19 protein-coding genes, 4 tRNA genes and 1 riboswitch (1 of these 24 cut by a window edge) are annotated in these 24413 nt (G+C 57.7%); of the genes, 17 read left to right on the top strand and 6 right to left on the bottom strand.

Going from position 1 to position 24413, the window contains the following annotated elements; all coding sequences use genetic code 11:
• Nucleotides 1-3: 3 nt before the first annotated feature.
• Together JFT87_RS25695 and JFT87_RS25690 are read right to left on the bottom strand one after the other, a co-directional pair.
• Nucleotides 4-1827: a leucine-rich repeat domain-containing protein gene (locus JFT87_RS25695; protein ID WP_201205957.1), complete on the bottom strand. Its 1824-nt coding sequence runs from the start codon at nt 1825-1827 to the stop codon at nt 4-6.
• Nucleotides 1827-5048 (bottom strand): dermonecrotic toxin domain-containing protein, encoded by a 3222-nt coding sequence (locus JFT87_RS25690; protein ID WP_201205954.1) that lies wholly within the window; start codon nt 5046-5048, stop codon nt 1827-1829. Before JFT87_RS25690 ends, JFT87_RS25695 begins: the two co-directional genes overlap by 1 nt.
• 300 nt (nt 5049-5348) lie before the next feature.
• Here JFT87_RS25690 and JFT87_RS25685 point away from each other — a divergent pair, with 300 nt between their 5' ends.
• The 7 genes from JFT87_RS25685 (at nt 5349) to astE (ending at nt 13319) form a co-directional block, all read left to right on the top strand.
• Nucleotides 5349-6569: an aspartate aminotransferase family protein gene (locus JFT87_RS25685; RefSeq protein ID WP_201205952.1), complete on the top strand. Its 1221-nt coding sequence runs from the start codon at nt 5349-5351 to the stop codon at nt 6567-6569.
• Nucleotides 6570-6868: 299 nt separating this feature from the next.
• A complete protein-coding gene (aruF, locus tag JFT87_RS25680) occupies nt 6869-7888 on the top strand; it encodes an arginine/ornithine succinyltransferase subunit alpha (RefSeq protein ID WP_201205950.1) in 1020 nt (339 codons plus the stop codon).
• Between the two features lie 82 nt (nt 7889-7970).
• Nucleotides 7971-8996 carry an arginine N-succinyltransferase gene (gene astA / locus JFT87_RS25675; RefSeq protein ID WP_201205948.1) on the top strand — a complete coding sequence of 342 codons (1026 nt, stop codon included), beginning with the start codon at nt 7971-7973 and terminating at the stop codon, nt 8994-8996.
• Nucleotides 8993-10462 carry a succinylglutamate-semialdehyde dehydrogenase gene (astD, locus tag JFT87_RS25670; protein WP_201206757.1) on the top strand — a complete coding sequence of 490 codons (1470 nt, stop codon included), beginning with the start codon at nt 8993-8995 and terminating at the stop codon, nt 10460-10462. The genes astA and astD overlap by 4 nt, the downstream gene beginning before the upstream one ends.
• Nucleotides 10463-10600: 138 nt before the next feature.
• Nucleotides 10601-11947, top strand: coding sequence for an N-succinylarginine dihydrolase (astB, locus tag JFT87_RS25665; protein ID WP_201205945.1), 1347 nt, complete (start codon nt 10601-10603; stop codon nt 11945-11947).
• Nucleotides 11948-12008: 61 nt separating this feature from the next.
• Entirely contained in the window at nt 12009-12296 is a 288-nt protein-coding gene (locus JFT87_RS25660; protein WP_033056735.1) for a hypothetical protein, read from the top strand.
• 12 nt (nt 12297-12308) lie between these two features.
• Nucleotides 12309-13319 carry a succinylglutamate desuccinylase gene (gene astE / locus JFT87_RS25655; RefSeq protein ID WP_201205942.1) on the top strand — a complete coding sequence of 337 codons (1011 nt, stop codon included), beginning with the start codon at nt 12309-12311 and terminating at the stop codon, nt 13317-13319.
• A gap of 169 nt (nt 13320-13488) precedes the next feature.
• Here the strand turns inward: astE and JFT87_RS25650 are convergent, their stop codons facing one another.
• Nucleotides 13489-13998 (bottom strand): 6,7-dimethyl-8-ribityllumazine synthase, encoded by a 510-nt coding sequence (locus tag JFT87_RS25650; RefSeq protein ID WP_201205940.1) that lies wholly within the window; start codon nt 13996-13998, stop codon nt 13489-13491.
• 102 nt (nt 13999-14100) lie between these two features.
• Nucleotides 14101-14271, bottom strand: a riboswitch (FMN riboswitch).
• A 196-nt stretch (nt 14272-14467) separates the two neighbouring features.
• Between JFT87_RS25650 and ltaE the strand changes: the two genes are divergently transcribed.
• The 8 genes from ltaE (at nt 14468) to JFT87_RS25610 (ending at nt 20581) form a co-directional block, all read left to right on the top strand.
• Nucleotides 14468-15472 carry a low-specificity L-threonine aldolase gene (gene ltaE, locus JFT87_RS25645; RefSeq protein WP_201205938.1) on the top strand — a complete coding sequence of 335 codons (1005 nt, stop codon included), beginning with the start codon at nt 14468-14470 and terminating at the stop codon, nt 15470-15472.
• Between the two features lie 146 nt (nt 15473-15618).
• On the top strand, nt 15619-18237 hold the full coding sequence (alaS, locus tag JFT87_RS25640) for an alanine--tRNA ligase (RefSeq protein ID WP_201205936.1): 2619 nt from the start codon (nt 15619-15621) through the stop codon (nt 18235-18237).
• A 90-nt stretch (nt 18238-18327) separates the two neighbouring features.
• Nucleotides 18328-19569 carry an aspartate kinase gene (locus JFT87_RS25635; RefSeq protein WP_201205934.1) on the top strand — a complete coding sequence of 414 codons (1242 nt, stop codon included), beginning with the start codon at nt 18328-18330 and terminating at the stop codon, nt 19567-19569.
• A 188-nt stretch (nt 19570-19757) separates the two neighbouring features.
• Complete coding sequence (csrA, locus tag JFT87_RS25630) at nt 19758-19946, top strand: carbon storage regulator CsrA (RefSeq protein WP_002554426.1); 189 nt, start codon at nt 19758-19760, stop codon at nt 19944-19946.
• A 62-nt stretch (nt 19947-20008) separates the two neighbouring features.
• Nucleotides 20009-20099: transfer RNA gene (locus JFT87_RS25625), tRNA-Ser, on the top strand.
• A gap of 107 nt (nt 20100-20206) precedes the next feature.
• A tRNA-Arg gene (locus tag JFT87_RS25620) sits at nt 20207-20283 on the top strand.
• A gap of 72 nt (nt 20284-20355) precedes the next feature.
• Nucleotides 20356-20432: transfer RNA gene (locus tag JFT87_RS25615), tRNA-Arg, on the top strand.
• Nucleotides 20433-20504: 72 nt separating this feature from the next.
• Nucleotides 20505-20581: transfer RNA gene (locus JFT87_RS25610), tRNA-Arg, on the top strand.
• 19 nt (nt 20582-20600) lie between these two features.
• Here JFT87_RS25610 and JFT87_RS25605 read toward each other — a convergent pair.
• The gene (locus JFT87_RS25605; RefSeq protein ID WP_201205932.1) at nt 20601-21119 is read right to left on the bottom strand and encodes a cell envelope protein SmpA; all 519 of its coding nucleotides are present in this window, start codon (nt 21117-21119) and stop codon (nt 20601-20603) included.
• A gap of 320 nt (nt 21120-21439) precedes the next feature.
• Between JFT87_RS25605 and mgtE the strand changes: the two genes are divergently transcribed.
• Nucleotides 21440-22882 carry a magnesium transporter gene (gene mgtE / locus JFT87_RS25600; protein ID WP_201205930.1) on the top strand — a complete coding sequence of 481 codons (1443 nt, stop codon included), beginning with the start codon at nt 21440-21442 and terminating at the stop codon, nt 22880-22882.
• 102 nt (nt 22883-22984) lie between these two features.
• On the opposite strand, the gene JFT87_RS25595 is transcribed toward mgtE, so the two are convergent.
• Nucleotides 22985-23311, bottom strand: a complete 327-nt coding sequence (locus tag JFT87_RS25595) for an Arc family DNA-binding protein (RefSeq protein ID WP_003178899.1) — start codon at nt 23309-23311, stop codon at nt 22985-22987.
• A 386-nt stretch (nt 23312-23697) separates the two neighbouring features.
• Between JFT87_RS25595 and phnN the strand changes: the two genes are divergently transcribed.
• A complete protein-coding gene (gene phnN, locus JFT87_RS25590) occupies nt 23698-24267 on the top strand; it encodes a phosphonate metabolism protein/1,5-bisphosphokinase (PRPP-forming) PhnN (RefSeq protein ID WP_201205928.1) in 570 nt (189 codons plus the stop codon).
• Here phnN and JFT87_RS25585 read toward each other — a convergent pair.
• Nucleotides 24242-24413: the 3' portion of a PA3371 family protein gene (locus JFT87_RS25585; RefSeq protein ID WP_201205926.1), read on the bottom strand. The gene runs 8 nt beyond the window's last position; the window shows 172 of its 180 coding nt (coding positions 9-180); the start codon falls outside the window, past its right edge; the stop codon is at nt 24242-24244. The genes phnN and JFT87_RS25585 overlap by 26 nt on opposite strands.

Raw genomic sequence — 24413 nt, 5'->3', positions numbered from 1 at the left:
GGTCTATTCGTCGACCTCCGAACCTTCGGAGGTTGAAATCTCTATTTCTGCCCACTCGACGGTGCTTTCGATTCCAAAGTGCATGCCGTGTTGTTTGAAGTAGGCGGTGAGGACTGTCTGGCTGTGCGCATCGAAAGGGTTGCCGCGTAAATTGATCGATTCGGCTAGCTTTATCGGCAGTTCGAGAATGTCACTGGGCATCTGGGTGATCGCGTTGTCGCTCAAGTCTGCGGTGGTGAGGTGTTTGAGTTGCAGCAAACCCTCGGGGAGTTCGCTGATGCCGGTTTTGTTGAGCGTCAACGCTGACAAACGGCTCAACTGGCTCACATTGGGTGCCAGTCCCAGCGCGTTGTAGCTCAAATCGAGAAACTCCAGCTTGACCATTTCACCCAGTCCCACCACGGTTTCGGCGCTCAGACTGATGTTGCATTCGGTCAGGAACAGCGCAGTAAGATCACCCATTTTGAACACTGCCTGAGGGATGTCGCCGAGTGAAAACTCGCGAATGTTCAGCGTCCTGAGTTTGGGAAAACCGTTCAGGAATTGATCCGCACCGGTCGTGGCACCTTCTTCGCTGAACAAGCTCAAGTTCGACACATGACTGAAGTCTGCCCTCAGTGCCGGTAACTCGCCGATGATGGTGGTCGGCAGGTTGAGCTCGTACAGCGTCTCGCCATTTTCACCGAGTTCTTCGAACTCGCTTTCCCTGCGCCAGCATTCTTCGACCAGTGCCTTGAATTCATCCCGTGCCGACTGCTCCTCTGTCAGTTCGAGCAGGGTGAACGGGGCGTTGGTGAACGGGTTGATTGCCGGAATATCACCGGTCCAGGCAGCCAGATCCTCTCTAAGAGTCGAGTATTCGTTTTCCAGCCGAGTCAGTTCCAATCGGGCGTTATCCGTGAGTCCCGGTAGGCGGTAGAAAAACTGGCTGGCTTCCTGTGTGTTGAACAACGAATAAAGCTGTTTTACCCGAGTGATGTCCACCTCTTCACAGAGCACGTCGAGCGTTTCCCCGTATTGATGAAAAAGCGCTCTTATTCTGTCGCGCGTAACGCTCGAAACGGGGTTGTGGGAAAAGTCGAAACCGGAGGTGATTTCTTGCGGGTAATGGAAAAAACCCTCTGGTATTTCGCTGATCTGGTTGTCGCTGAAAACACCGTTATGCAATTTCGGATGATTCAGCAGTCCGTTTGGAAGATCGGTGATGCCGGTGTCGGCCAGGTCGATGTAGGTCAACCCGGTCATGCCGGTGATATCCGGCGCTCGCCCCAGTGGGTTGCCATATAAATCCAGTGCGCTCAGCGAAGTCAGTCCGCCCAATGTGGCCACTGCTGCGTCATCCAGGGTGATGCCGCATTCGGCCAGTACCAGTTGATTCAGATTTGGCATGAGCCCGATGGCCTGGGGCACGCTACCCAGATTGCAGCTGCGAATTTGCAGATGCTTCAGTCCGGTGAAATTGCGCAGGAAACGGTCTGTGCCGAGTACCGCACGACTGCCTTCCAGTGACAGGTGAGTGACGTGTCTGAAATCCGCGGTGAGTTGCGGCAGCTCGCCGATGATCGGCTGCGCGAAATGCAGCGGTAATTGCGCCTCGGGGCTCTCGTTGTCAAGCGTTGTGCGTTCGATCCAGCAACGCTGCAGAGCGTCCTTGAATGCCAGACGATCATTCTTCGCTTCGGAGAACGCTGCAGCATCGAACCGGGTGCCGGTCAGTGGGTGCAGCCTTGGCGTTTGTGTTGTCCAGGCGTCCAGATCAAGTCGCAGTTGCGCAAGCTCGGCGGTCAGACGCGTCAATTCCAGGCGCGGACCCGCTGGGTAGGTCATCAGCCTTTGCATGAATGCTTGCAGTTGTGCTGGCGTAAACGATGGGTTGAGCGCCATCGCCTGATGTTCAAGCACCGGAACATAAGGGTTGAACTGTCTGTAGCCTTCGCTTCCTCCGGGTAAGCGCATGATGTGCGGATCGTAAGCCGGCTTGAGTTCGCGGTGCAGTGCGAGGATTTTTTCAGATCGTCGCGGACCAGTGCATGTTCGCGGACGGCCTGCTTGAGCTTTGTGCCTGCGCCGATGTTGATGTCCAGCGCGTCGCGCGCATTGTCGGGCAGGGCCTGCAGCACGGCATTGTAGAAATCGAACGCTGCTGACAACGGCTGATCGTGTTCGTCGTAAGCCTGGTAGCGGCCATCTTCAAGCAACACCAGGGTTTTGCGCGGCACGGCATCGGCGGGGCCAATGCTGTCGCGCAGTGTGCCGTGGACGCCGTACTCGTGAACTTCGATTCGCAGGTTTTTTGGCCACCCGGGAAGACCTTCAAGTGAGTGCAGTGCCAGCCGATCAGTGTCCAGCGGTTTGCTTGAGTCCAGGTACAAACCTTCAAAGGCGCGGCTGGTGCGGACGTCTTCCATGGCCCAGCGAGACAGTTGTACCAGCCGCTTGGGCACAGATGACTGTTGAAGTGGCTGGCGTTCTTCGCCCGTGACAGTGCGCAGTATCTCCCGGGCGACGCTGGTGGGGAGGCCGGGCGTTGCGTCGATAAGCTTTTGCGAAGCTGCGTGGGTGCTGTGTTCGAGGGCGCGATAGCGTGCATCGAACAAAAGCGTACGGCGCTCGGTGGCGATGTTCGCCAAGGTTTTCCTCAGCGTGTGAGCTCGCGCCGTAGAGGATATGGGAGGGCGGCCGGGCTCTTCGTTCAATAGCGTTTTGAGCTCGCTTTCGTCGAGTTTCGACAACAGATTACTGAGCAGATCGCCCGAACCCGCCGGCGGTTCGTTCAGTTCAATCGTCGGCAGATCCTGGCGGTTGCTTTCCCAGACGGTTTCGCCTTGAGCGTTGAGCAGGCGCAGGCTCTTGTCCTCTGGCCAGGGGCAATGTTCGGTCAGCAGTTGCAACTGAGTGATCGGCTCGGCCTGGGAAAATTCGGCGGCGTCGGGGCTGTGCATCTGATCGATGAAAGTACGAATGGCTTTATCGATGTTGAAGCGTTTGAGGGTGTCTTCCAGCAGCGGTGGAAGTGGCTCGCGCTCAGCGTGAAATTTGCGCAGCACGCCTTCGTGGCAGCCGCTGCTGGTGAGTGCTTGTTCCAGCTCGGCGGGTGACAGGCTGTCGACCGTATGACCAATACGTCGCAGCAGTTTGTCGGTCGGCCAGGTCAGCGGGCGATCAAGCTCTGTTTGCCATGTGCCGCTGTGGAAGTGGTCAAGCGCAGGAAGATAGGCATCTGCGCGCGTCGGGTGATCAATTCGAAAACCAGTGGAACCTGGCTCCGGCCTGACGGCGAAGACTTTGCCGTCCAGCGGCAGTAGTCGTTTCCCTTGGCTCTGATGCAGGCCGTATTGATCCGGCAAGGAGCCTTTCGCAGGAGTAATAGTTTGTTCGTAGGGGGCGAGATCGGCTTTCCAGTAGAGGGTTTTTCCGCTCGGAGTGATGACGGGTTTGAAGCGGTCAATGAACCGCAGCACCTGTTGCGGCAGCAGGTTGCGAAACTCCCCGGCCAGGAGCATACCGCCGGCAGCAAATGTTCCCAGTTGCACAACCGATTCAACGGCGTCCATCAGATGCAAAAAAGCTTCGGATCGTTGCCCCTGCGCCCATTCGATGATGCCCTCAAAGGTCTCGTTCAGAAACTGATAGGCCATGTAACCGAGCATCAGCTCTCCGAGAAACGGCACGAACGGCGTCGCCACCAAAGCGGCGACGGTCAACAACGTTGACGCGATGTTCGTCAGCGAATCCCAGAAGGCCCAACGTGCTTTCTGATCAACCCATGCTGTGGGCACGGCGAGGTCTTTGCCGTCGTTGAGGATTTTGTTCAGCGCATCTTCGAATTGCTGCTGCCATAACGATGCATTGATGATCTCGACGCGAAACTGCAGATTGGGATTTTCAACGGCGACTTCGCGCCAGGCAGGTTTCGGATCGCCTCGTTCGTGCGGGTAATACTGAATCTGCAACAGGCGTGCTTTGAGTGTCGAGAAGAAGCGGCCGCGCTCGTTGTGAGCAATGAAGCGACTGAAAAAATGCTGATAGTCGCTTTGTCGTAGCTGCCGGGTCAGCTCGGCGGCGAATACGGCGCTGGAAGCGTATTCCTTGATCGGGTGCTCGGGATCGTTCGGCACGTAGGCGACCACTCGGCTGACGTGCTTGCTGGTATTCAGGTCGGGCGCAAACACGATAATGCCGTGCAGCTTTGAGGACAGCAGCGACAGGCTATTACTGCACAAGGTTTCGCCGTCGAGCCGCATGCCTTGCAAGCCGTCGATCAAGCCGCCGATGAGACGGAACAGATCTTCCTGAAGGTCGTTGTTCATGCGCGCGTACAACAGTGCCGATTTCAGCGCGGCTTTCTGGCTGGTTTCAACATGCAGACGCAATGTCGCTGCCACGTCGGGTCGGCTGACACCGAGATGGTGTTGCAGATGCTGTTGGTATTGCGCACCGAGATCGAGTGTCCGACACAGTTTTATGAAGTCGGGTATTGATAGCGTCCGGGTGATGTCCGGGAGGGTTTTGAATTGCTCGCGCTCGTCTGGCCGGGTGATGAAGCAGGAGTCGGGCTCGAACGCATCCGCTTCGGTTTCCTGGCTCTCGAAGTTATGCCGCGCGGCGTCCAGTAAGGACAGGCTCCAGACCCGCTGGGCGCCCGTGGAAAATCCGAACCAGGGATTTGTCACAGGAATGTACAGACGAACGAACGTGTTGTTGACGTCGAGAGTCAGGCCGAATTGATCCTTGATGGCTGCTGTCAGCAACGGCGCGGCAAAGGCGTCGACATCCTTGAGATCGGCCAGCAGGCGATCCACCTGGTTCTGCGCTGTCCAGTGCTGCGCATTCAGTGCGCCCAAATCAACATGATGCTGACGAGGAGAGGTTGCCAGCCCAGGCTCAGGGTGTGGCGCTTTGCGCCGCAATGCATCGCGTCGCGATGCAGAAGCGCTGGCCAGCCAATCGGGTGTGGCGTGATGCAGGTGCAGAAAATGCGTGTCGTCGTGCGCCGTGTCGAAATCGTCGAGACGGGCGGTAGATTGAAGCGGTTGTGACAGGTTCATACGCTCATCCATTAGCGTGTGGTGAGCGCCCAGCAAATCAGAAAAAATGATCATGTGCGGTACATAGTTACCGCACATTGAATTCATTGATCAAATACAGTGAAGCCACCGCAGATCTCTCTGGGCAGTTTAAACTGCGCCTTTGCGACGGTATATGTCGCATTGCCGTAAACCCGGCTGAAACCGGGGTTTGCGCTATAAGAAGTTGTCGCTTGGCGGCAAGGCCGGGCTGAAAACTGTCCTTACAATCCCCTCATCGCTCGCCAGTTTCAGGCGAGTGTTCCTCATCAGGAGACTCCGATGTCCGTTGAGCACGCTGCGGTACAACGCGCCGATTTCGACCAGGTAATGGTTCCCAACTACGCGCCTGCCGCATTCATCCCTGTGCGTGGTGCCGGTTCCCGCGTTTGGGACCAGTCTGGCCGCGAGCTGATCGACTTCGCCGGCGGGATTGCCGTTAACGTATTGGGCCATGCGCACCCGGCGCTGGTCAGTGCATTGACCGAACAGGCGAACAAGCTGTGGCACGTGTCCAACGTGTTCACCAATGAGCCGGCCCTGCGCCTGGCGCATAAGCTGATCGACGCCACTTTTGCCGAGCGCGTGTTCTTCTGCAACTCGGGCGCCGAAGCCAACGAGGCCGCCTTCAAGCTGGCCCGTCGCGTCGCGTTCGATCGTTTCGGCAGCGAGAAGTACGAAATCATCGCCGCGCTGAACAGCTTCCACGGCCGCACCCTGTTCACCGTGAACGTGGGTGGCCAGTCGAAGTACTCCGACGGCTTCGGTCCTAAAATCACCGGCATCACCCACGTTCCTTACAACGATCTGGCGGCTCTTAAAGCTGCCGTTTCCGATAAGACTTGCGCCGTGGTGCTGGAACCGATCCAGGGCGAGGGCGGCGTACTGCCGGCCGAGCTGGCTTACCTGCAAGGCGCCCGCGAGCTGTGCACCGAGCACAACGCGCTGCTGGTGTTCGACGAAGTGCAAACCGGTATGGGCCGCAGCGGCAAGCTGTTCGCCTACCAGCATTACGGCGTGACCCCGGACATCCTGACCAGCGCCAAGAGCCTGGGCGGTGGTTTCCCGATCGCGGCGATGCTGACCACCGAAGCGTTGGCCAAGCACCTGGTCGTCGGCACCCACGGCACCACTTACGGCGGCAACCCGCTGGCGTGCGCTGTCGCAGAAGCCGTGATCGACGTGATCAACACCCCTGAAGTGCTGAGCGGCGTCAACGCCAAGCACGACAAGTTCAAGGCTCGCCTGGAGCAGATCGGCGAGAAATACGGCCTGTTCACTCAAGTGCGAGGCCTGGGCCTGTTGATCGGTTGTGTGCTGAGCGATGCCTGGAAAGGCAAGGCCAAGGACATCTTCAACGCCGCCGAGCGTGAAGGCCTGATGATTCTGCAAGCCGGCCCGGACGTGATTCGTTTCGCGCCAAGCCTGGTGGTTGAAGACGCGGACATCGATGCAGGGCTGGACCGTTTCGAACGCGCTGCGGCGAAACTGACTCAAGCCTGATAGACCCTTCGACGCCTGACTGTTCGGGCGTCGAACCCAATTTTTTATGCCGGGCCAGATTCAATGTGGGACTGGGCTTGTTGTGGCGAGGGGGCTTGCCCCCGTTCGGTTGCGAAGCAATCGTAAATCGGTCACCTCTTTCTGACTGAAAGATCGTGGTAACTGGTTTTAAGGGCGCTTCGCACCCCAACGGGGGCAAGCCCCCTCGCCACACAAGCCCGGTCCCACATTAGTCCGAGTGTTTGCAATGACTGCCCGGTTATTTTTCCTAAAAGAGTTTTCGAGAAAGGAGTGACACCATGCTGGTGATGCGCCCCGCGCAAATGGCTGATCTGGGCGAGGTACAGCGTCTGGCTGCGGACAGCCCGATTGGTGTCACTTCCTTGCCGGATGACGTTGAACGCCTGAGCGACAAGATCGCGGCAAGCGAAGCCTCGTTTTCCGCTGAAGTCAGCTTCAACGGTGAAGAGAGCTATTTCTTTGTCCTCGAAGACATCGCCACCGGCAAACTGGTGGGCTGCTCGGCCATCGTTGCGTCGGCCGGTTATTCCGAGCCGTTCTACAGTTTCCGTAATGAAACCTTCGTGCATGCCTCCCGCGAGCTGAAGATTCATAACAAGATCCACGTGCTCTCCCAGTGCCACGACCTGACCGGCAACAGCTTGCTGACCAGCTTCTACGTGCAACGAGAACTGGTGGGCTCGCCTTGGGCGGAACTCAATTCCCGTGGCCGCTTGCTGTTTGTCGCCAGCCACCCGGAACGCTTCGCCGATTCGGTCGTGACCGAGATCGTCGGTTACAGCGACGAGAATGGCGATTCGCCGTTCTGGGATGCCATCGGTCGCAACTTCTTCGACCTCAACTACGCCGCTGCCGAGCGTCTGTGTGGTCTGAAGAGCCGGACTTTCCTGGCCGAACTGATGCCGCATTACCCGATCTACGTGCCGCTGCTGCCGGACTCCGCTCAAGAAGCGATGGGCCAGGTACATCCGCGTGCGCAAATCACCTTCGACATACTGATGCGCGAAGGCTTCGAGACTGATCATTACATCGACATTTTCGACGGCGGCCCGACCCTGCACGCCCGCGTCTCGGGGATTCGTTCGATCGCCCAGAGCCGTGTGGTCCCGGTGAAAATCGGTGAGCCGGTCAAAGGCGCCGGTCGTCAGTACCTGGTGGCCAACGCCCAGTTGCAGGATTACCGCGCCGTATTGCTCGAGCTCGATTACGCGCCGGGCAAACCCGTGACCCTGGATCTTGAAGCGGCCGAGGCCTTGGGCGTCGGTGAAGGTGCCAGCGTGCGCCTGGTGGCGGTTTAACGCCTGCCGTTATGTCTAGAAAGAATGCCTGAAAAGCAGCGAGTTTCACGGGTGGCGCAAGCGGCCCGTTTGAGGAGATAGCATGATCGTTCGTCCCGTACGCAGCAGCGATTTACCCGCTCTGATCGACCTGGCCCGCAGCACCGGCACCGGCCTGACCACCTTGCCGGCTAACGAAGAACGTCTGGCCCACCGGGTCGGCTGGGCCGAGAAGACCTTCCGCGGCGAAGCCGGGCGGGGCGATGCGGACTACCTGTTCGTGCTCGAAGACGACAACGGCCGCGTGGTGGGCATTTCCGCCATCGCCGGTGCCGTCGGCATGCGTGAGCCTTGGTACAACTTCCGGGTTGGCCTGACTGTCAGTGCATCGCAAGAGCTGAACATCTATCGCGAAATTCCAACGCTATTCCTGGCCAACGACCTGACTGGTAACTCCGAGTTGTGCTCGCTGTTCCTGCACGCCGATTACCGTACAGGCCTCAATGGCCGCATGTTGGCCAAGGCGCGGATGGTGTTCATCGCTGAATTCCCGCAACTGTTTGGCAACAAGATCATTGCCGAAATGCGCGGTGTGTCCGATGAAGCCGGGCGTTCGCCGTTCTGGGAAAGCCTGGGCCGACACTTCTTCAAAATGGAATTCAGCCAGGCGGATTACCTCACGGGTGTTGGCAACAAGGCGTTCATCGCCGAGCTGATGCCGAAGTTTCCGCTGTACACCTGCTTCCTGTCGCCAGACGCGCGCAACGTGATCGGTCAGGTTCACCCTGATACCGAACCGGCCCTGGCCATGCTCAAAAGCGAAGGTTTCAGCTATCAGGGCTACGTCGACATTTTCGACGCAGGCCCGGCAGTGGAGTGCGAAACCAGCAAGATCCGAGCGGTACGCGACAGCCAGGCGCTGGTGCTGGCCATCGGCACGCCGGGTGACGATGCCACGCCATTCCTGATTCACAACCGCAAGCGCGAAGACTGCCGGATCACTGCCGCGCCAGCACGCTTCGCCGCCGGTACTTTGGTGGTCGATCCGCAGACCGCCAAACGCCTTCAACTCAACGCCGGTGATCAAGTGCGCGCCGTTCCGTTGTCCGCTGCTCGGGAGTCGAAATAATGAATTCGCTATACATCGCAGGTGAATGGCTGGCTGGCCAGGGTGAAGCTTTTCAATCGCTGAACCCAGTGACCCAACAAGTACTGTGGACCGGCGAAGGCGCGACCACTGCTCAGGTTGAATCGGCCGTGCAAGCCGCGCGTCAGGCGTTCCCGGGCTGGGCCCGTCGGACCCTGGACGAGCGCATCGCAGTGCTGGAAGCCTTTGCCGCCGCCCTAAAGAACCACGCTGACGAACTGGCTCGCTGCATCGGTGAAGAAACCGGCAAACCCCTGTGGGAAGCGGCGACTGAAGTCACCAGCATGGTCAACAAGATTGCGATCTCGGTACAGAGCTACCGCGAACGTACCGGCGAGAAGAGCGGCCCGTTGGGCGACGCCACCGCGGTATTGCGCCACAAGCCACACGGCGTGGTGGCGGTGTTTGGTCCTTACAATTTCCCGGGTCACTTGCCAAACGGTCACATCGTACCGGCGCTGCTGGCCGGTAACAGCGTGCTGTTCAAGCCAAGCGAACTGACCCCGAAAGTCGCTGAACTGACGGTCAAGTGCTGGATCGAAGCCGGCCTGCCGGCAGGTGTGTTGAACCTGCTGCAAGGTGCTCGCGAAACGGGTATCGCACTGGCGGCGAACTCGGGCATCGACGGTTTGTTCTTCACCGGTTCCAGCCGTACCGGCAACCATCTTCACCAGCAATTTGCCGGGCGCCCGGACAAGATCCTCGCGCTGGAAATGGGTGGCAACAATCCGTTGGTGGTCGATCAGGTGTCGGATCTTGATGCAGCCGTTTACACCATCATCCAGTCGGCGTTCATTTCTGCCGGTCAGCGTTGCACCTGTGCTCGCCGCTTGCTGGTGCCGCAAGGCGCCTGGGGTGACACCTTGCTGGCGCGTCTGGTCGCGGTCAGCTCGACGATTGAAGTCGGTGCATTTGATCAAACGCCTGCGCCGTTCATGGGCTCGGTGATTTCCCTCGGCGCGGCGAAAGCGTTGATGGATGCACAGGAACATTTGCTGGCGAATGGTGCCGTCGCGCTGCTGGAAATGACTCAACCGCAGGCTCAGGCAGCCTTGCTGACGCCAGGTATTCTTGATGTCAGCGAAGTGGCTGATCGTCCTGACGAAGAGCTGTTCGGCCCGTTGCTGCAAGTGATCCGCTACGCTGATTTTGAAGCGGCGATCGCTGAAGCCAACGACACGGACTATGGTCTGGCCGCCGGTTTGCTGTCGGATTCCGAAGCACGTTATCAGCAGTTCTGGCTGGAAAGCCGCGCCGGTATCGTCAACTGGAACAAGCAACTGACCGGTGCTGCGAGCAGCGCGCCATTCGGCGGCGTCGGTGCTTCGGGTAACCATCGCGCCAGCGCTTATTACGCGGCAGATTACTGTGCGTACCCGGTGGCTTCGCTGGAAACCCCGAGCCTGGTCATGCCTGCCTCGCTGACGCCTGGCGTGCGGATGTCGTAACGCCCATTCGCGAGCAGGCTCGCTCCCACATGGATTACGCAAAACTTGTGGGAGAGAGCCTGCTCGCGATGGCCGCGACACGTTGTACTGAATTGTTACTTGATGCCTATAAAAACAGATTCTCGTGGAGCCTCGCTGATGAAATCCTATGAAGTCAATTTTGACGGTCTAGTGGGGCCGACCCATAACTACGGCGGCCTGTCCTACGGCAACGTCGCGTCCCAAAGCAACAGCCAGCAGTCTTCGAATCCGAAGGAAGCGGCGTTGCAAGGACTGGCGAAAATGAAAGCCCTGATGGAAATGGGCTTTCAACAAGGCGTACTGGCACCGCAAGAGCGTCCGGACGTTGCTGCATTGCGCCGTTTGGGTTTCAGCGGCACCGACGCTCAGGTGATCGAACAGGCCGCTAAAGATGCAATGCCGCTGTTGGTCGCCAGTTGCTCAGCCTCGAGCATGTGGGTAGCCAACGCCGCCACCGTCAGCCCAAGTGCTGACACCGCCGATGGCCGTGTGCATTTCACCGCTGCCAACCTGAACTGCAAATATCACCGTAGCATCGAACACCCGACCACCAGCCGCGTGCTGGGCGCGATGTTCGCTGACCAGAAGCACTTTGCTCACCACGCCGCATTGCCGGCCGTGGCGCAGTTCGGCGACGAAGGCGCGGCCAACCACACCCGTTTCTGCCGTGAATATGGCGAAGCCGGCGTCGAGTTCTTCGTGTTCGGTCGCAGCGCATTCGATACCCGTTACCCGGCACCGCAGAAATACCCGGCGCGACAGACCCTCGAAGCTTCCCAGGCTGTGGCTCGTTTGCACGGTTTGAGCGATGACGGCGTGGTCTACGCGCAACAGAATCCTTCGGTGATCGATCAGGGCGTGTTCCATAACGACGTGATCGCAGTGGGTAATGGCGAAGTCTTGTTCTATCACGAGGACGCGTTCCTCGACACCGAACAGATGCTGGCCGAGCTTTCCGGAAAACTCGCCAAGGTCGGTGGGAAATTTCAGTCTGTCTGCGTACCGCGTTCCGCGGTAACCGTTGAGGACGCGGTTCGGTCCTACCTGTTCAATAGCCAACTGCTGTCGCGTCCTGACGGCTCCATGCTGTTGATCGTGCCGGAAGAGTGCCGTGGCAACGAGCGTGTCTGGCAGTACCTGCAAGGTTTGACCAGCTCTGGCGGGCTGATCCGCGAAGTGAAAGTTTTCGATCTGAAGCAGAGCATGCAGAACGGCGGTGGCCCGGCTTGCCTGCGACTTCGCGTCGCCCTCAACGAAACCGAACTGGCGGCCGTCAATCCAGGGGTTATCATGACGGCACCGTTGTACGGCACATTGACCGAATGGGTCGACAAGCACTACCGCGACCGCATGACCGAAAACGATCTGGCGGACCCGCAATTGCTGCTTGAGTGCCGGACGGCACTGGATGAACTGACGCAAATCCTTAAACTGGGCGCGGTTTATCCATTCCAGATCAATTGAACGTCGGCGCGCGCTCTACCTGAGCGTGCGCTGCTTCATCTCAAACGAGAGCGTAAAAAACATGAGCGATACCCTGCAGCTGATCCTTGAAGACACCGACGGCACGCAACTGGAAACCTCCTGCACCCGCGTCGCGGTCATGTGGCAAGGCAAAGAGCTGTGGATCCAGCAAGACGGCCGCGGCCAACTGCTGATCGGCGTCGACGTCGAAGAAGGCGATGCTGAATACGCCAACCTGCTGCTGCGCCCATTGGCGACTAATCTGGTAAGTCTGCAACTGGAAATGGAACCGGCCGAAGTCGGTGACGAAGACCACGTGCACGGCCCGGATTGCGCACACGACCACTAAGGAAATCGCTCTATGCTCGCCCTCGGCAAACTGCTTGAACTGACCCTCGCCGGCCGCGAACCGGCGGAGAAGACTCAACTGACTGTCGAAGGCGTGCGGATGCGCTGGTTGAGCGAAGGTGCGCTGGAAGTCCGGCCACCTGAAGCGCGGGACAATGGCCTGGACCTGCTGCTGTCAGCCGGTATCCATGGCAACGAAACAGCGCCGATCGAGTTGCTTGATCGCCTGTTGCATGACATCGCCCGCGGCGATCTTAAACCGCGCGCACGTATTCTGTTCCTGTTCGGTAACCCCGAGGCGATCCGTCGCGGCGAGCGTTTCATCGAGCAGGACGTCAACCGGCTATTCAACGGCCGTCATGAGCAAAGCAGCGGTTCCGAAGCCCTGCGCGCTTGTGAACTGGAGCGACTGGCGGCGAGTTTCTTCAGCCTGCCGGATCGCGACCGTCTGCACTACGACCTGCACACCGCGATTCGTGGCTCGAAAATTGAGCAGTTCGCGCTGTATCCGTGGAAGGAAGGTCGCCAGCATTCGCGACTGGAACTGGCTCGCCTGCGCGCCGCCGGCATGGAAGCAGTGCTGTTGCAGAACAAGCCGTCCATCGTCTTCAGTTCCTACACCTACGACAAGCTCGGGGCCGAGGCTTTTACCCTCGAATTGGGCAAGGCCCGACCGTTCGGGCAGAACGCCGGGGTTAATGTCGATCTGCTCGAGACCCGTCTCAAACAGATCATCGAAGGCAACGAGCCAGCCCTGGCCGAAGCGTCGCTGGACGGTTTGCAGCTATTCAGCGTGGCGCGGGAAATCATCAAGCACAGCGACAGCTTTCGCTTGAACCTGCCAGCGGACATCGAGAACTTTTCGGAGTTGGAAGTGGGTTACGTGCTGGCCGAAGACATCGCCCAGACCCGCTGGATCATCGAAGAGAAGGGCGCCCGGATCATCTTCCCGAACCCCAAGGTAAAGAACGGCCTGCGCGCCGGCATCCTGATCGTGCCGACCAGCGACGAGAACCTCGCCTGACCTCGATCTCAAACCCGACACAAAACCAATGTGGGAGCGGGCTTGCTCGCGAAAGCGGACTGACAGTCAACATAGGTGTTGAATGTTAAACCGCTTTCGCGAGCAAGCTCGCTCCCACATTTGGTTTGGGTGAGGCCGAAGGCCCCACCCGCATACGCAGTTTTTGTGTTTAGACCGCTACCGCACGCGGTTCACTACGACGCAATGCACGCGTCTTGTGCAGCGTGTCCGCGCAAGTCTTCGCTGCTTCCTGGCCTTTATGCACGAAATGCTCGAAGAAGAACTTCTGATGTTCTTCGCCAGCATGGAAGTGGTGCGGGGTCAGGACCACCGAGAATACCGGCACTTCAGTTTCCAGCTGAACCTGCATCAGGCCGCTGATCACCGACTGGGCGACGAATTCGTGACGGTAGATCCCGCCGTCCACCACCAAGCCTGCGGCAACGATACCGGCATAACGGCCAGTTTTGGCCAGCAGCTTGGCGTGCAGCGGAATTTCAAAGGCGCCGCCGAGTTCGAAGAAGTCGATGTCCGATTCCTGATAGCCCTGGGCAATCATCTCGGCCAGGAAGCCCTTACGGCTCTGGTCGACGATTTCTTTGTGCCAGCAGGCCTGGATGAACGCAACGCGCTCGCCCTGATGGTTTTTGCTTTTGCTATCGATTGCGGTGGGTTGCATGTTCTGGTTCCTGTTTGTGTGAAAAACAGGGCTTATGAATCGAATGGGATTTAAGGGTACGCGCGCTCGCACGAATGCCGGCGGACGGCCCTTTGGCGCCAATCCCGTTCTCTCTTCATCCGGACTATGACCGTCGGCCCCGGGATCACACCGGGTCTGCTGACCTTGCCGCCAGTCACCGCCCAAGGCGTGCTGTCACCAAGCGCTCGCGGGCTATGCGCATTGCGCGCAATTACCGCCGGTGGGGAGTTGCACCCCGCCCTGAGAACGTTTTGCCGCCAGAATGTTTGGCGGCGAAGCGTTTTTAACACATATTTTGTGCATGCGCATCGCTGCTTTCTGATGATTGATATCGATTTTTTCGAAGGGGTAAAGCGTCTTTTCCTCGCCCAAGGGTTGATTATTCGTCGGCATGACCGCAGTAATTCCTCTTGGAAAGTGAATTCCCCTGATTACCGAGGCCAGATTTATGAGCGTTATCGATCTTCGCAGCGACACCGTCACTCAACCGTCCAAAGGAATGCTCGACGCGATGGCCACAGCGGCCACCGGTGACGACGTTTACGGTGAAGATCCGACGGTCAATCGTCTGGAAGCCGAACTGGCCACGCGACTGGGTTTTGCTGCAGCGCTATTCGTTCCGACGGGAACCATGAGTAACTTGCTAGGGTTGATGGCCCACTGCGAGCGCGGCGAGGAATACATCGTCGGTCAGCAGGCTCACACTTATAAGTACGAAGGTGGCGGTGCCGCGGTGCTCGGCTCAATCCAGCCACAGCCGCTGGAAGTGCAGGCCGATGGGTCCCTGGACCTGGCCCAGGTTGCCGCAGCGATCAAGCCTGACGACTTCCACTTCGCCCGCACACGCTTGCTGGCCCTGGAAAACACCATGCAGGGCAAAGTCCTGCCACTGGAGTATCTGGCCCGGGCGCGCAGTTTCACCCGTGAACACGGTTTGGCCCTGCACCTGGATGGCGCGCGGCTTTACAACGCGGCGGTCAAGCTGGGGGTTGATGCCCGGGAGATCACTCAGCATTTCGATTCGGTGTCGGTCTGCTTGTCCAAGGGGCTGGGCGCTCCGATCGGTTCGGTGTTGTGCGGCTCGGTCGAGTTGATCGGCAAGGCGCGACGCCTGCGCAAAATGGTCGGTGGTGGCATGCGTCAGGCCGGGATTCTGGCGGCGGCAGGGTTGTATGCGCTGGATCACAATATCCAGCGCTTGGCCGACGACCATGACAATGCGCAATTTCTTGCCGACGGCCTGCGTAAAGCCGGTTACGACATCGAACCGGTGCAGACCAACATGGTTTACGTGCAGATAGGCGACAAGGCCGAGGCGATCAAGGCGTTCGCGGCTGAGCGTGGTATCAAGCTGAGCGCCGCCGGCCGTCTGCGAATGGTCACGCACATGGACGTCAGCCGCGCACAAATCGAGCAGGTCATCGCGACATTCGTCGAGTTTTCGCGCAACTGACAGCGTTAGCCGTCCAATTGACCGTTTCTATCGTATAAACACGCTGTACCCCGCGCGCAGGGCCGATATAATGCGGCCCTTTGCCGTCGCTTCGTCTGTTGACGTTTCGCACAGGCCTTTGGCCGCAGCCTCCGTGGAAGAACCTAATGAAAAGCGCAGAAATCCGTGAAGCCTTCCTTCGCTTCTTCGAAGAGCAAGGCCACACCCGTGTAGCCTCCAGCTCTTTGATTCCGGGCAACGACCCAACCCTGCTGTTCACTAACGCGGGGATGAACCAGTTCAAGGACTGCTTCCTGGGCCAGGAAAAACGTGCGTACACCCGTGCGACCAGCAGCCAGAAGTGCGTGCGTGCCGGTGGCAAGAACAGTGACCTGGAAAACGTCGGTTATACCGCTCGTCACCACACGTTCTTTGAAATGCTGGGTAACTTCAGCTTCGGTGACTATTTCAAGCACGATGCGATTACCTACGCCTGGACCTTCCTGACCGGTGTCCTGAAACTGCCCAAGGAAAAACTCTGGGTAACGGTCTATGCCTCGGATGACGAGGCTTACGACATCTGGACCAAACAAATCGGTGTTCCGGTCGAGCGCATGATTCGCATCGGCGACAACAAAGGTGCGCCATACGCGTCCGACAACTTCTGGACCATGGGCGATACCGGCCCGTGCGGCCCTTGCACCGAGATTTTCTACGATCACGGCGATCACATCTGGGGTGGCCCACCGGGTTCGCCGGAAGAAGATGGCGACCGTTACATCGAGATCTGGAACAACGTGTTCATGCAGTTCAACCGCACCGCCGATGGGGTGTTGCATCCGTTGCCAGCGCCATCGGTAGATACCGGCATGGGCCTGGAGCGGATCAGTGCGGTGATGCAGCACGTTCATTCGAACTATGAAATCGACCTGTTCAAGAACCTGCTGAGCGCGTCGGCCGAGGCTATCGGCTGCAGCAACGACGATCAGTCGTCGCTCAAAGTTGTCTCCGACCACATTCGTTCGTGCGGTTTCCTGATTGCCGACGGCGTGCTGCCGTCCAACGAAGGCCGTGGCTACGTGCTGCGCCGGATTATTCGTCGTGCGTGCCGTCACGGTAACAAGCTGGGTGCGACCGGCAGCTTCTTCTACAAGATCGTCGCGGCGCTGGTTGCCGAGATGGGCGAAGCGTTCCCGGAGCTCAAGCAGCAACAGGGCAATATCGAGCGCGTACTCAAGGCCGAAGAAGAGCAGTTCTCCAAGACTTTGGAGCACGGCCTGAAGATTCTCGAGCAGGATCTGTTGGAACTCAAAGGCACCGTGGTGCCGGGCGATGTGGTGTTCAAGCTGTATGACACCTACGGTTTCCCGATGGACCTGACCGCTGACATCGCTCGCGAACGTAACCTGACGGTTGACGAAGTCGGTTTCGAGCGCGAAATGGAAGCTCAGCGTGTTCGTGCTCGCTCGGCCAGCTCGTTCGGTCTGGACTACAACACCTTGGTCAAGGTTGACGTAGCGACCGAGTTCACCGGCTACAAGGCCACCAGCGGTTCGGCCAAAATTGTCGCCATCTATAAAGAAGGCCGCTCGGTCGACGTCTTGAGTGAAGGCGAAGAAGGCGTGGTTGTTCTCAATCAAACGCCTTTCTACGCTGAGTCCGGCGGTCAGATCGGCGACTGCGGTTATCTGCAAGTCGGCAGCAGCCGTTTCGATGTGCGCGACACCACCAAGACCGGCGGTGCGTTCCTGCATCACGGTGTGCTGGCTTCGGGCAGTCTGACGATCGGCGCGCCGGTAGAAACTCATGTCGATGCCGACGTGCGTCACGCGACTTCGCTGAACCACTCGGCGACGCACTTGCTGCACGCTGCATTGCGTCAGGTGCTGGGCGAACACGTTCAGCAGAAAGGCTCGCTGGTCGACAGTCAGCGCTTGCGCTTTGACTTCAGCCACTTCGAAGCCATCAAGCCTGAGCAGTTGAAGGCGCTGGAAGACATCGTCAACGCCGAGATTCGCAAGAACTCCGCGGTTGAAACTGAAGAAACCGATATTGAAACCGCCAAAAAGAAAGGCGCCATGGCGCTGTTTGGTGAGAAGTATGGCGACAACGTGCGCGTGCTGAGCATGGGCGGTGATTTCTCCGTCGAGCTGTGCGGTGGCATTCACGCTAACCGTACCGGCGACATCGGCCTGCTGAAAATCATCAGCGAAGGCGGTGTGGCCTCCGGTGTGCGTCGTATTGAGGCGGTCACGGGAGCTGCGGCACTGGCCTACTTGAACGCTGCTGAAGAACAACTCAAGGAAGCGGCCAACCTGGTCAAGGGCAGCCGCGACAACCTGATCGACAAGCTGTCGGCTGTGCTGGAGCGCAACCGTCTGCTGGAGAAGCAACTCGAGCAGTTGCAAGCCAAGGCTGCCAGTGCGGCGGGCGACGATCTGTCGTCTTCCGCGCTGGATGTCAAAGGTGTGAAAGTGCTGGCCGTGCGTCTGGACGGTCAGGACGGCAAGGCGCTGCTGGCGCTGGTCGATCAACTGAAAAACAAACTCGGCCGCGCAGTGATCCTGCTCGGCAGTGTCCATGAGGATAAGGTCGTTCTGGTTGCAGGCGTAACCAAGGACCTGACTGGCCAACTCAGAGCCGGTGATTTGATGAAGCAAGCCGCTGCGGCAGTGGGCGGGAAGGGCGGTGGTCGTCCAGACATGGCGCAGGGCGGTGGTGTAGACGCCGGCGCACTGGATGCCGCATTGGCCCTGACCGTTCCATTTGTAGAGCAGGGTTTATAAGGCGGTTTGCCGGCGCCGCGGTCTAGTGGCGGTGTCGGCAACTGTTTGAGTGATTATTGGGCGCCCTTCATGGGCAGAGGCGGCTTTGAAATGGCTTTGATCGTACAGAAATTTGGAGGCACCTCAGTCGGTACTGTCGAGAGAATCGAGCAGGTCGCCGACAAGGTTAAGAAATTCCGCGATGCCGGCGATGACCTGGTGGTTGTGCTGTCTGCAATGAGCGGCGAGACCAACCGTCTGATCGATCTGGCCAAGCAAATCAGTGGCGACAGTCAGCCGGTTCCGCGTGAGCTGGATGTGATCGTCTCCACCGGTGAGCAGGTGACGATTGCCCTGTTGGCCATGGCGCTGATCAAACGCGGCGTGCCAGCGGTGTCCTACACCGGCAATCAGGTACGGATTCTGACGGACAGCGCGCACAATAAAGCGCGTATCTTGCAGATTGACGATCAGAAGATTCGCGGTGACCTGAAGGCTGGTCGTGTGGTGGTTGTCGCCGGTTTCCAGGGCGTTGACGAGCACGGCAACATCACCACCCTCGGTCGTGGCGGTTCCGACACCACCGGCGTGGCGCTGGCAGCGGCCTTGAAGGCTGACGAATGCCAGATCTACACCGATGTGGACGGCGTCTACACCACCGACCCACGTGTGGTGTCCGTGGCCCAGCGCCTGGACAAGATTACCTTTGAAGAGATGCTGGAAATGGCCAGCCTCGGTTCCAAGGTGTTGCAGATCCGTGCGGTGGAATTCGCCGGCAAGTACAACGTTCCGCTGCGCGTACTGCACAGCTTCAAGGAGGGTCCGGGCACCCTCATTACTATTGATGAAGAGGAAACCATGGAACAGCCGATCATTTCCGGCATCGCTTTCAACCGCGATGAAGCCAAGCTGACCATCCGTGGCGTGCCAGACACCCCGGGTGTGGCGTTCAAGATTCTTGGGCCTATCAGTGCTGCGAACATTGAAGTCGACATGATCGTGCAGAACGTTGCGCACGATAACACCACCGACTTCACCTTCACCGTGCACCGCAATGACTTCCAGGCCGCACAAACCGTGCTGGAAAACACCGCTCGCGAGATCGGTGCCCGTGAAGTCGTTGGTGACATCAAGATCGCCAAGGTCTCGATCGTCGGCGTCGGCATGCGTTCTCACGCAGGCGTAGCCAGCCGCATGTTCGAATCCCTGGCCAAGGAAAGCATCAACATCCAGATGATCTCGACCTCGGAAATCAAAGTTTCCGTCGTGATTGAAGAGAAGTACCTGGAACTGGCTGTGCGCGCTCTGCACACGGCTTTCGAACTGGATGCGCCTGCCCGTCAGGGTGAGTGATGCGGTTCCCGAAGGGCGCGGTCTGACCGCGCCCTTCGTCTTTTTTGAATAGCGCGACCCGAGAACTGTTCTTTTGCTCGCGCTGGTCAATACTCAGGCATGTAGGGCTGCGATCGTTCCGGTTGTAGGTCGAGTGCCTTTTTTTTGCAGACTGTTGTCCCTGAACTGAAATGCGTGAGGAGAAAGGTATGCTGATTCTGACTCGTCGGTGCGCAGAAAGCCTGATTATTGGTGATGGCGAAATCACTGTGACCGTGCTCGGCGTCAAAGGAAATCAAGTGCGTATTGGTGTCAACGCCCCGAAAGAGGTGGCTGTGCATCGTGAGGAAATTTACCTGCGTATCAAGAAAGAGAAGGACGAAGAACCAAGCCATTAATTTTTATCGTTTTTTATGTTTGCAAACGGGGAAAAGGTTGGTTAAGATACGCCCCGTGTTGCGGAGAGCTGGCCGAGTGGCCGAAGGCGCTCCCCTGCTAAGGGAGTACACCTCAAAAGGGTGTCGGGGGTTCGAATCCCCCGTTCTCCGCCATTATTTGCGTAGTACGTTGTAATCTGGCTTCTTCGGTAAGTTGTTGAAATTACTAGAAAAAGTGTTTGACATAGAGATTAGACGGCCTATAATGCGCGGCAACAAATGCACTCGTAGCTCAGCTGGATAGAGTACTCGGCTACGAACCGAGCGGTCACAGGTTCGAATCCTGTCGAGTGCACCATTTAAGAGTTGTTTGCAGTAATGCGAGCGACTTTGCTTCAGCCAGTTGTGGTCTGGTTTAAAAACACAAAATGCACTCGTAGCTCAGCTGGATAGAGTACTCGGCTACGAACCGAGCGGTCACAGGTTCGAATCCTGTCGAGTGCACCATTTAAGAGTTGTTTGCAGTAATGCGAGCGACTTTGCTTCAGCCAGTTGTGGTCTGGTTTAAAAACACAAAATGCACTCGTAGCTCAGCTGGATAGAGTACTCGGCTACGAACCGAGCGGTCACAGGTTCGAATCCTGTCGAGTGCACCAAACACCAAAAAGCCTGCGTCTAACGCGGGCTTTTTGCTGTCTGGGATTTGGCTTTTCCTTTGACGCATCCTTTCTCATCAAACTCGACGTGTGCGCTGCGACCTCGCTTGAGGTCATAGCGATAACTAGTGGCCGAATTCCGAATGCTGATCTTGTCCGGTTTGCCGAGAGCGCTTTCAACGTCCTGCTGGGTCATGCCGGCAACGACCCGCTGATTGATGATTGCTTCGCGACGTTGTTTGGCGTCGATCAGGTTGCCGCACAGATGCTCTGCGACGCCGACAATGCCGGGCTCTCGCCCCTGGATATTCATGCCGGATGTTTTTTCGTGATTGGCTTCCGGCATCACGGCTACGACGGATCCGGGCGAGTAGGGGTGAACCTCCTGTTTTGAGAGTCGTTCGCCATGCGAGCAACTCATTGATGTGAATGTGATGCTGCCGTCCGCCGCTTCGCAGCGATGCAGGGTTGTCGCTTCACCACTACGCGCTAGGCAAAACAGGCAGGTCAGTACAAAAAGAATTGATTTTGTTGGCATTCGGCGTCCTCCATGACGTTCCGCCTGAAGGGTAGTCGCTACATTTTTTGGCGGTGGTGTGTTTTCTTTTCAGGATAAGTCGTCGCAGTTTCATCGGTAAGGGCAGCGCTCAGGTTTGTCTTGCAAGCGCTTGTTTCAACCACGATTTTTTAGCGTTTTAAACCGTCAGGCGGTGTATCATTGCGCCCGTCAGCCCCGCCGGGGCTTGTGGAAAACCTCCATGGACTTACCCAGTAGTTACTCAGTACCCCGTTTTTCCAATCATGAATTGACTGATTGATCCTTCCGGCGTACCCCGCTGCTGGGAGTGGAGTTCGCCTATGTCCGAAGTTGAAGTAAAGAAAACGCAGGAAAGCTTGCAAGACCGCCTCGCTCAAGTTGTTGAGCTGCTGCAGCGTCAGCGAGTGGTCGAAGACCTGACTCATCGCCAGGAAGGTCCGCATCACGATCGGGTCGAGAACCTGGTTCACCGGCAAAACCTCGTCGAGCTGCAACGCAAGCTCGATGATCTGCACTCCGCTGACGTTGCCTACATCCTTGAAGCTCTGCCGCTGGGCGATCGTCTGACGCTCTGGCAATTGGTCAAGGCTGATCGTGACGGCGATATTCTGCTCGAAGTATCCGACTCGGTCCGTGAAACCCTGATCGCCGACATGGACGATCACGAGCTCCTGGCTGCAGCCAAGGACATGGATGCCGACGAACTTGCTGACCTGGCCTCCGAGCTGCCGCGAGACGTCGTCCATGAGCTGATGGAAACCCTTGATGGCCAGCAGCGTGAGCGCGTTCGCTCCGCGTTGTCCTATGACGAGGAGCAGGTCGGTGCGCTGATGGACTTCGAGATGGTGACCATCCGTGAGGATGTCAGTCTTGAAGTGGTTCTGCGTTACCTGCGTCGCCTTAAAGAGTTGCCGGGACATACCGATAAGTTGTTTGTCGTCGACTACGACGGCGTGCTCAAGGGTGTCCTGCCGATCAAGCGGTTGCTGGTTAACGATCCGGATAAACAGGTTTCCGAAGTCATGGCTAGCGATCCGGTGAGTTTTCACCCGGACGAAGACGCTTACGATGCCGCTCAGGCGTTCGAGCGTTATGACTTGATCTCCGCGCCTGTTGTCGACAAGAACGGCAAGCTTATTGGTCGTCTGACCATCGATGAAATGGTCGACCTGATTCGTGAAGAGAGCGAAAACGAAGTTCTCAACATGGCAGGTCTGCGTGAAGAAGAAGATATTTTCGCGTCAGTCTGGAAATCCCTGCGTAACCGTTGGGCCTGGCTGGCGGTGAACCTGATCACTGCGTTTATAGCGTCCCGGGTAATCGGTCTGTTTGAAGGCTCCATCGAGAAGCTGGTAGCGCTCGCGGCATTGATGCCTATCGTGGCGGGTATTGGTGGTAACTCGGGTAACCAGACGATCACAATGATCGTTCGAGCCATGGCCCTGGACCAGGTCAGTACCGGCAACACGTCGCGCTTGATGCGCAAAGAGCTTGCGGTGGGTTTGATCAATGGCTTGGTGTGGGGTGGTGTAATTGGTGTCGTCGCCTATCTGCTCTATGGCAGTTGGTCCCTTGGTGTAGTGATGACCGCCGCCATGACGCTCAACTTGTTGCTGGCGGCGCTGATGGGGGTATTAATACCCATGACTCTCGCGCGTCTGGGGCGCGACCCGGCAATGGGCGCCAGTGTGATGATCACGGCCATGACCGACAGCGGCGGGTTCTTCATCTTCCTGGGGTTGGCGACAATCTTCCTGCTCTGAATAGCTTCTTCAAGGCCCGCCAAATTGGCGGGCTTTTTTTTGCTCCGAATTTCGGGCAAAAAAAAGCCAGCGATTATGCTGGCCTGAGTTTTCTAGAGTGAGTCAGGACGCGTCTGCGGCCATTTCGGCGTCATGGGCGATCAGCGAAACAAGTGCGTTTTGCTGGCGGTGGGAGAGTTGGCGGAAGCGTTGCAGTAGTTCGCGTTCGTGCAGTGACAGCTCTGGGCTGTCCAGGCGCATGCTCAGCTCTTCGCCCAGTGCGCCTTCCTGAATAAGACTCTGCTCAAGGCGCGCAATGATTTCGGAGTTCATGCTGCGATGATGATTGCGAGCCACCTCGGCAATGCGTTCACGCATTCCGTCTGGCAGACGTACGACGAACTTGTCAGCCGTACGGCTGGAATAAATTGCCTGTTTCAATGGGCGCATATATTTAACCGGTTAGTTCAGGGGAGCGGTTCTCGGGATTGGCCGCAGGATGTCTGTTAGGACAAGCACTCTGGCCAAATGTTCAACCTGAATTGATAGAGGCTCGCATCATGCCTCAAAGTAGCCAGATCATTGGCGTCAATTCTGTGACAAATATTGAACTGGATAAAGGCGTTATGCCAGCACCAATTATCAGAAATGCGGACTGGTTTGAAAACTTCGCTTTAACCCGCATCACTGTTCGCTTCCAAGTGCACATCAATAGATGCCCAAAGGCATCAGAACGTGCATGCTATGGCGCTTTCGATCCTTGTTCCTTGCCTTTACAGGATAGTGGCAATTTGCCGATTTACTAGGGGCGGGCACCTGCCAGAGGACATTTCAGGATGGATGGCAAGCTTATTTATCTAATGGGCCCTTCCGGTTCAGGCAAGGACAGTCTGATTGAGGCTGCGCGTCAGCCGTTACGCGCGATGAATTGCGAAATCATGCGCAGGGTCATCACTCGATCGGCTGAATCGGTGGGGGAGGACGCCATCGGTGTAACGGCTGAGGAATTCGATCGCCATGAGCGCGCCGGGGATTTCTCGCTGGCATGGCGAGCGAACGGTCTCGCATACGGAATCCCGGTGGATATGGATCAACTGCTATCGGCCGGACGAAATGTGCTGGTTAACGGTTCTCGTGCAAACCTGCGCCAAGCGCAGGAACGTTACCCAACGCTATTACCGGTTCTGTTGACGGTAAAGGATGAGGTGTTGCGTGAGCGCCTCCTTCAGCGTGGTCGAGAAACGCTGAAGCAAATTGATGAGCGGCTTGCCCGCAATGCTCAATTTCAGAATCGCAGGTCAAGTGATTCGCCCGCGTATCTGATCGACAATTCTGGTGACCTGGTCAGCGCCGTCAATCATCTCCTGGAATGGATACAACTCAACGCAACACAGGGTCAAACTTGAACTTGCGTCCTGCTACCAATGCGAGAACAAAAAATACCGCGAATATGCCGCAGCCAATCAGGGGAAGGGTAATTTCGGTTTCCTCGAACAGCGAAAAATGCAAGGTGCCACTCAAAAAGGCGAGGATCAGAAATCCTGCTGCTGAC

It is taken from the genome of Pseudomonas sp. TH15 (genome assembly GCF_016651105.1).
Taxonomy (GTDB): domain Bacteria; phylum Pseudomonadota; class Gammaproteobacteria; order Pseudomonadales; family Pseudomonadaceae; genus Aquipseudomonas.
Note: the sequence above shows the minus strand (reverse complement) of the source record. Positions and strands in the feature narration are given on the sequence as shown.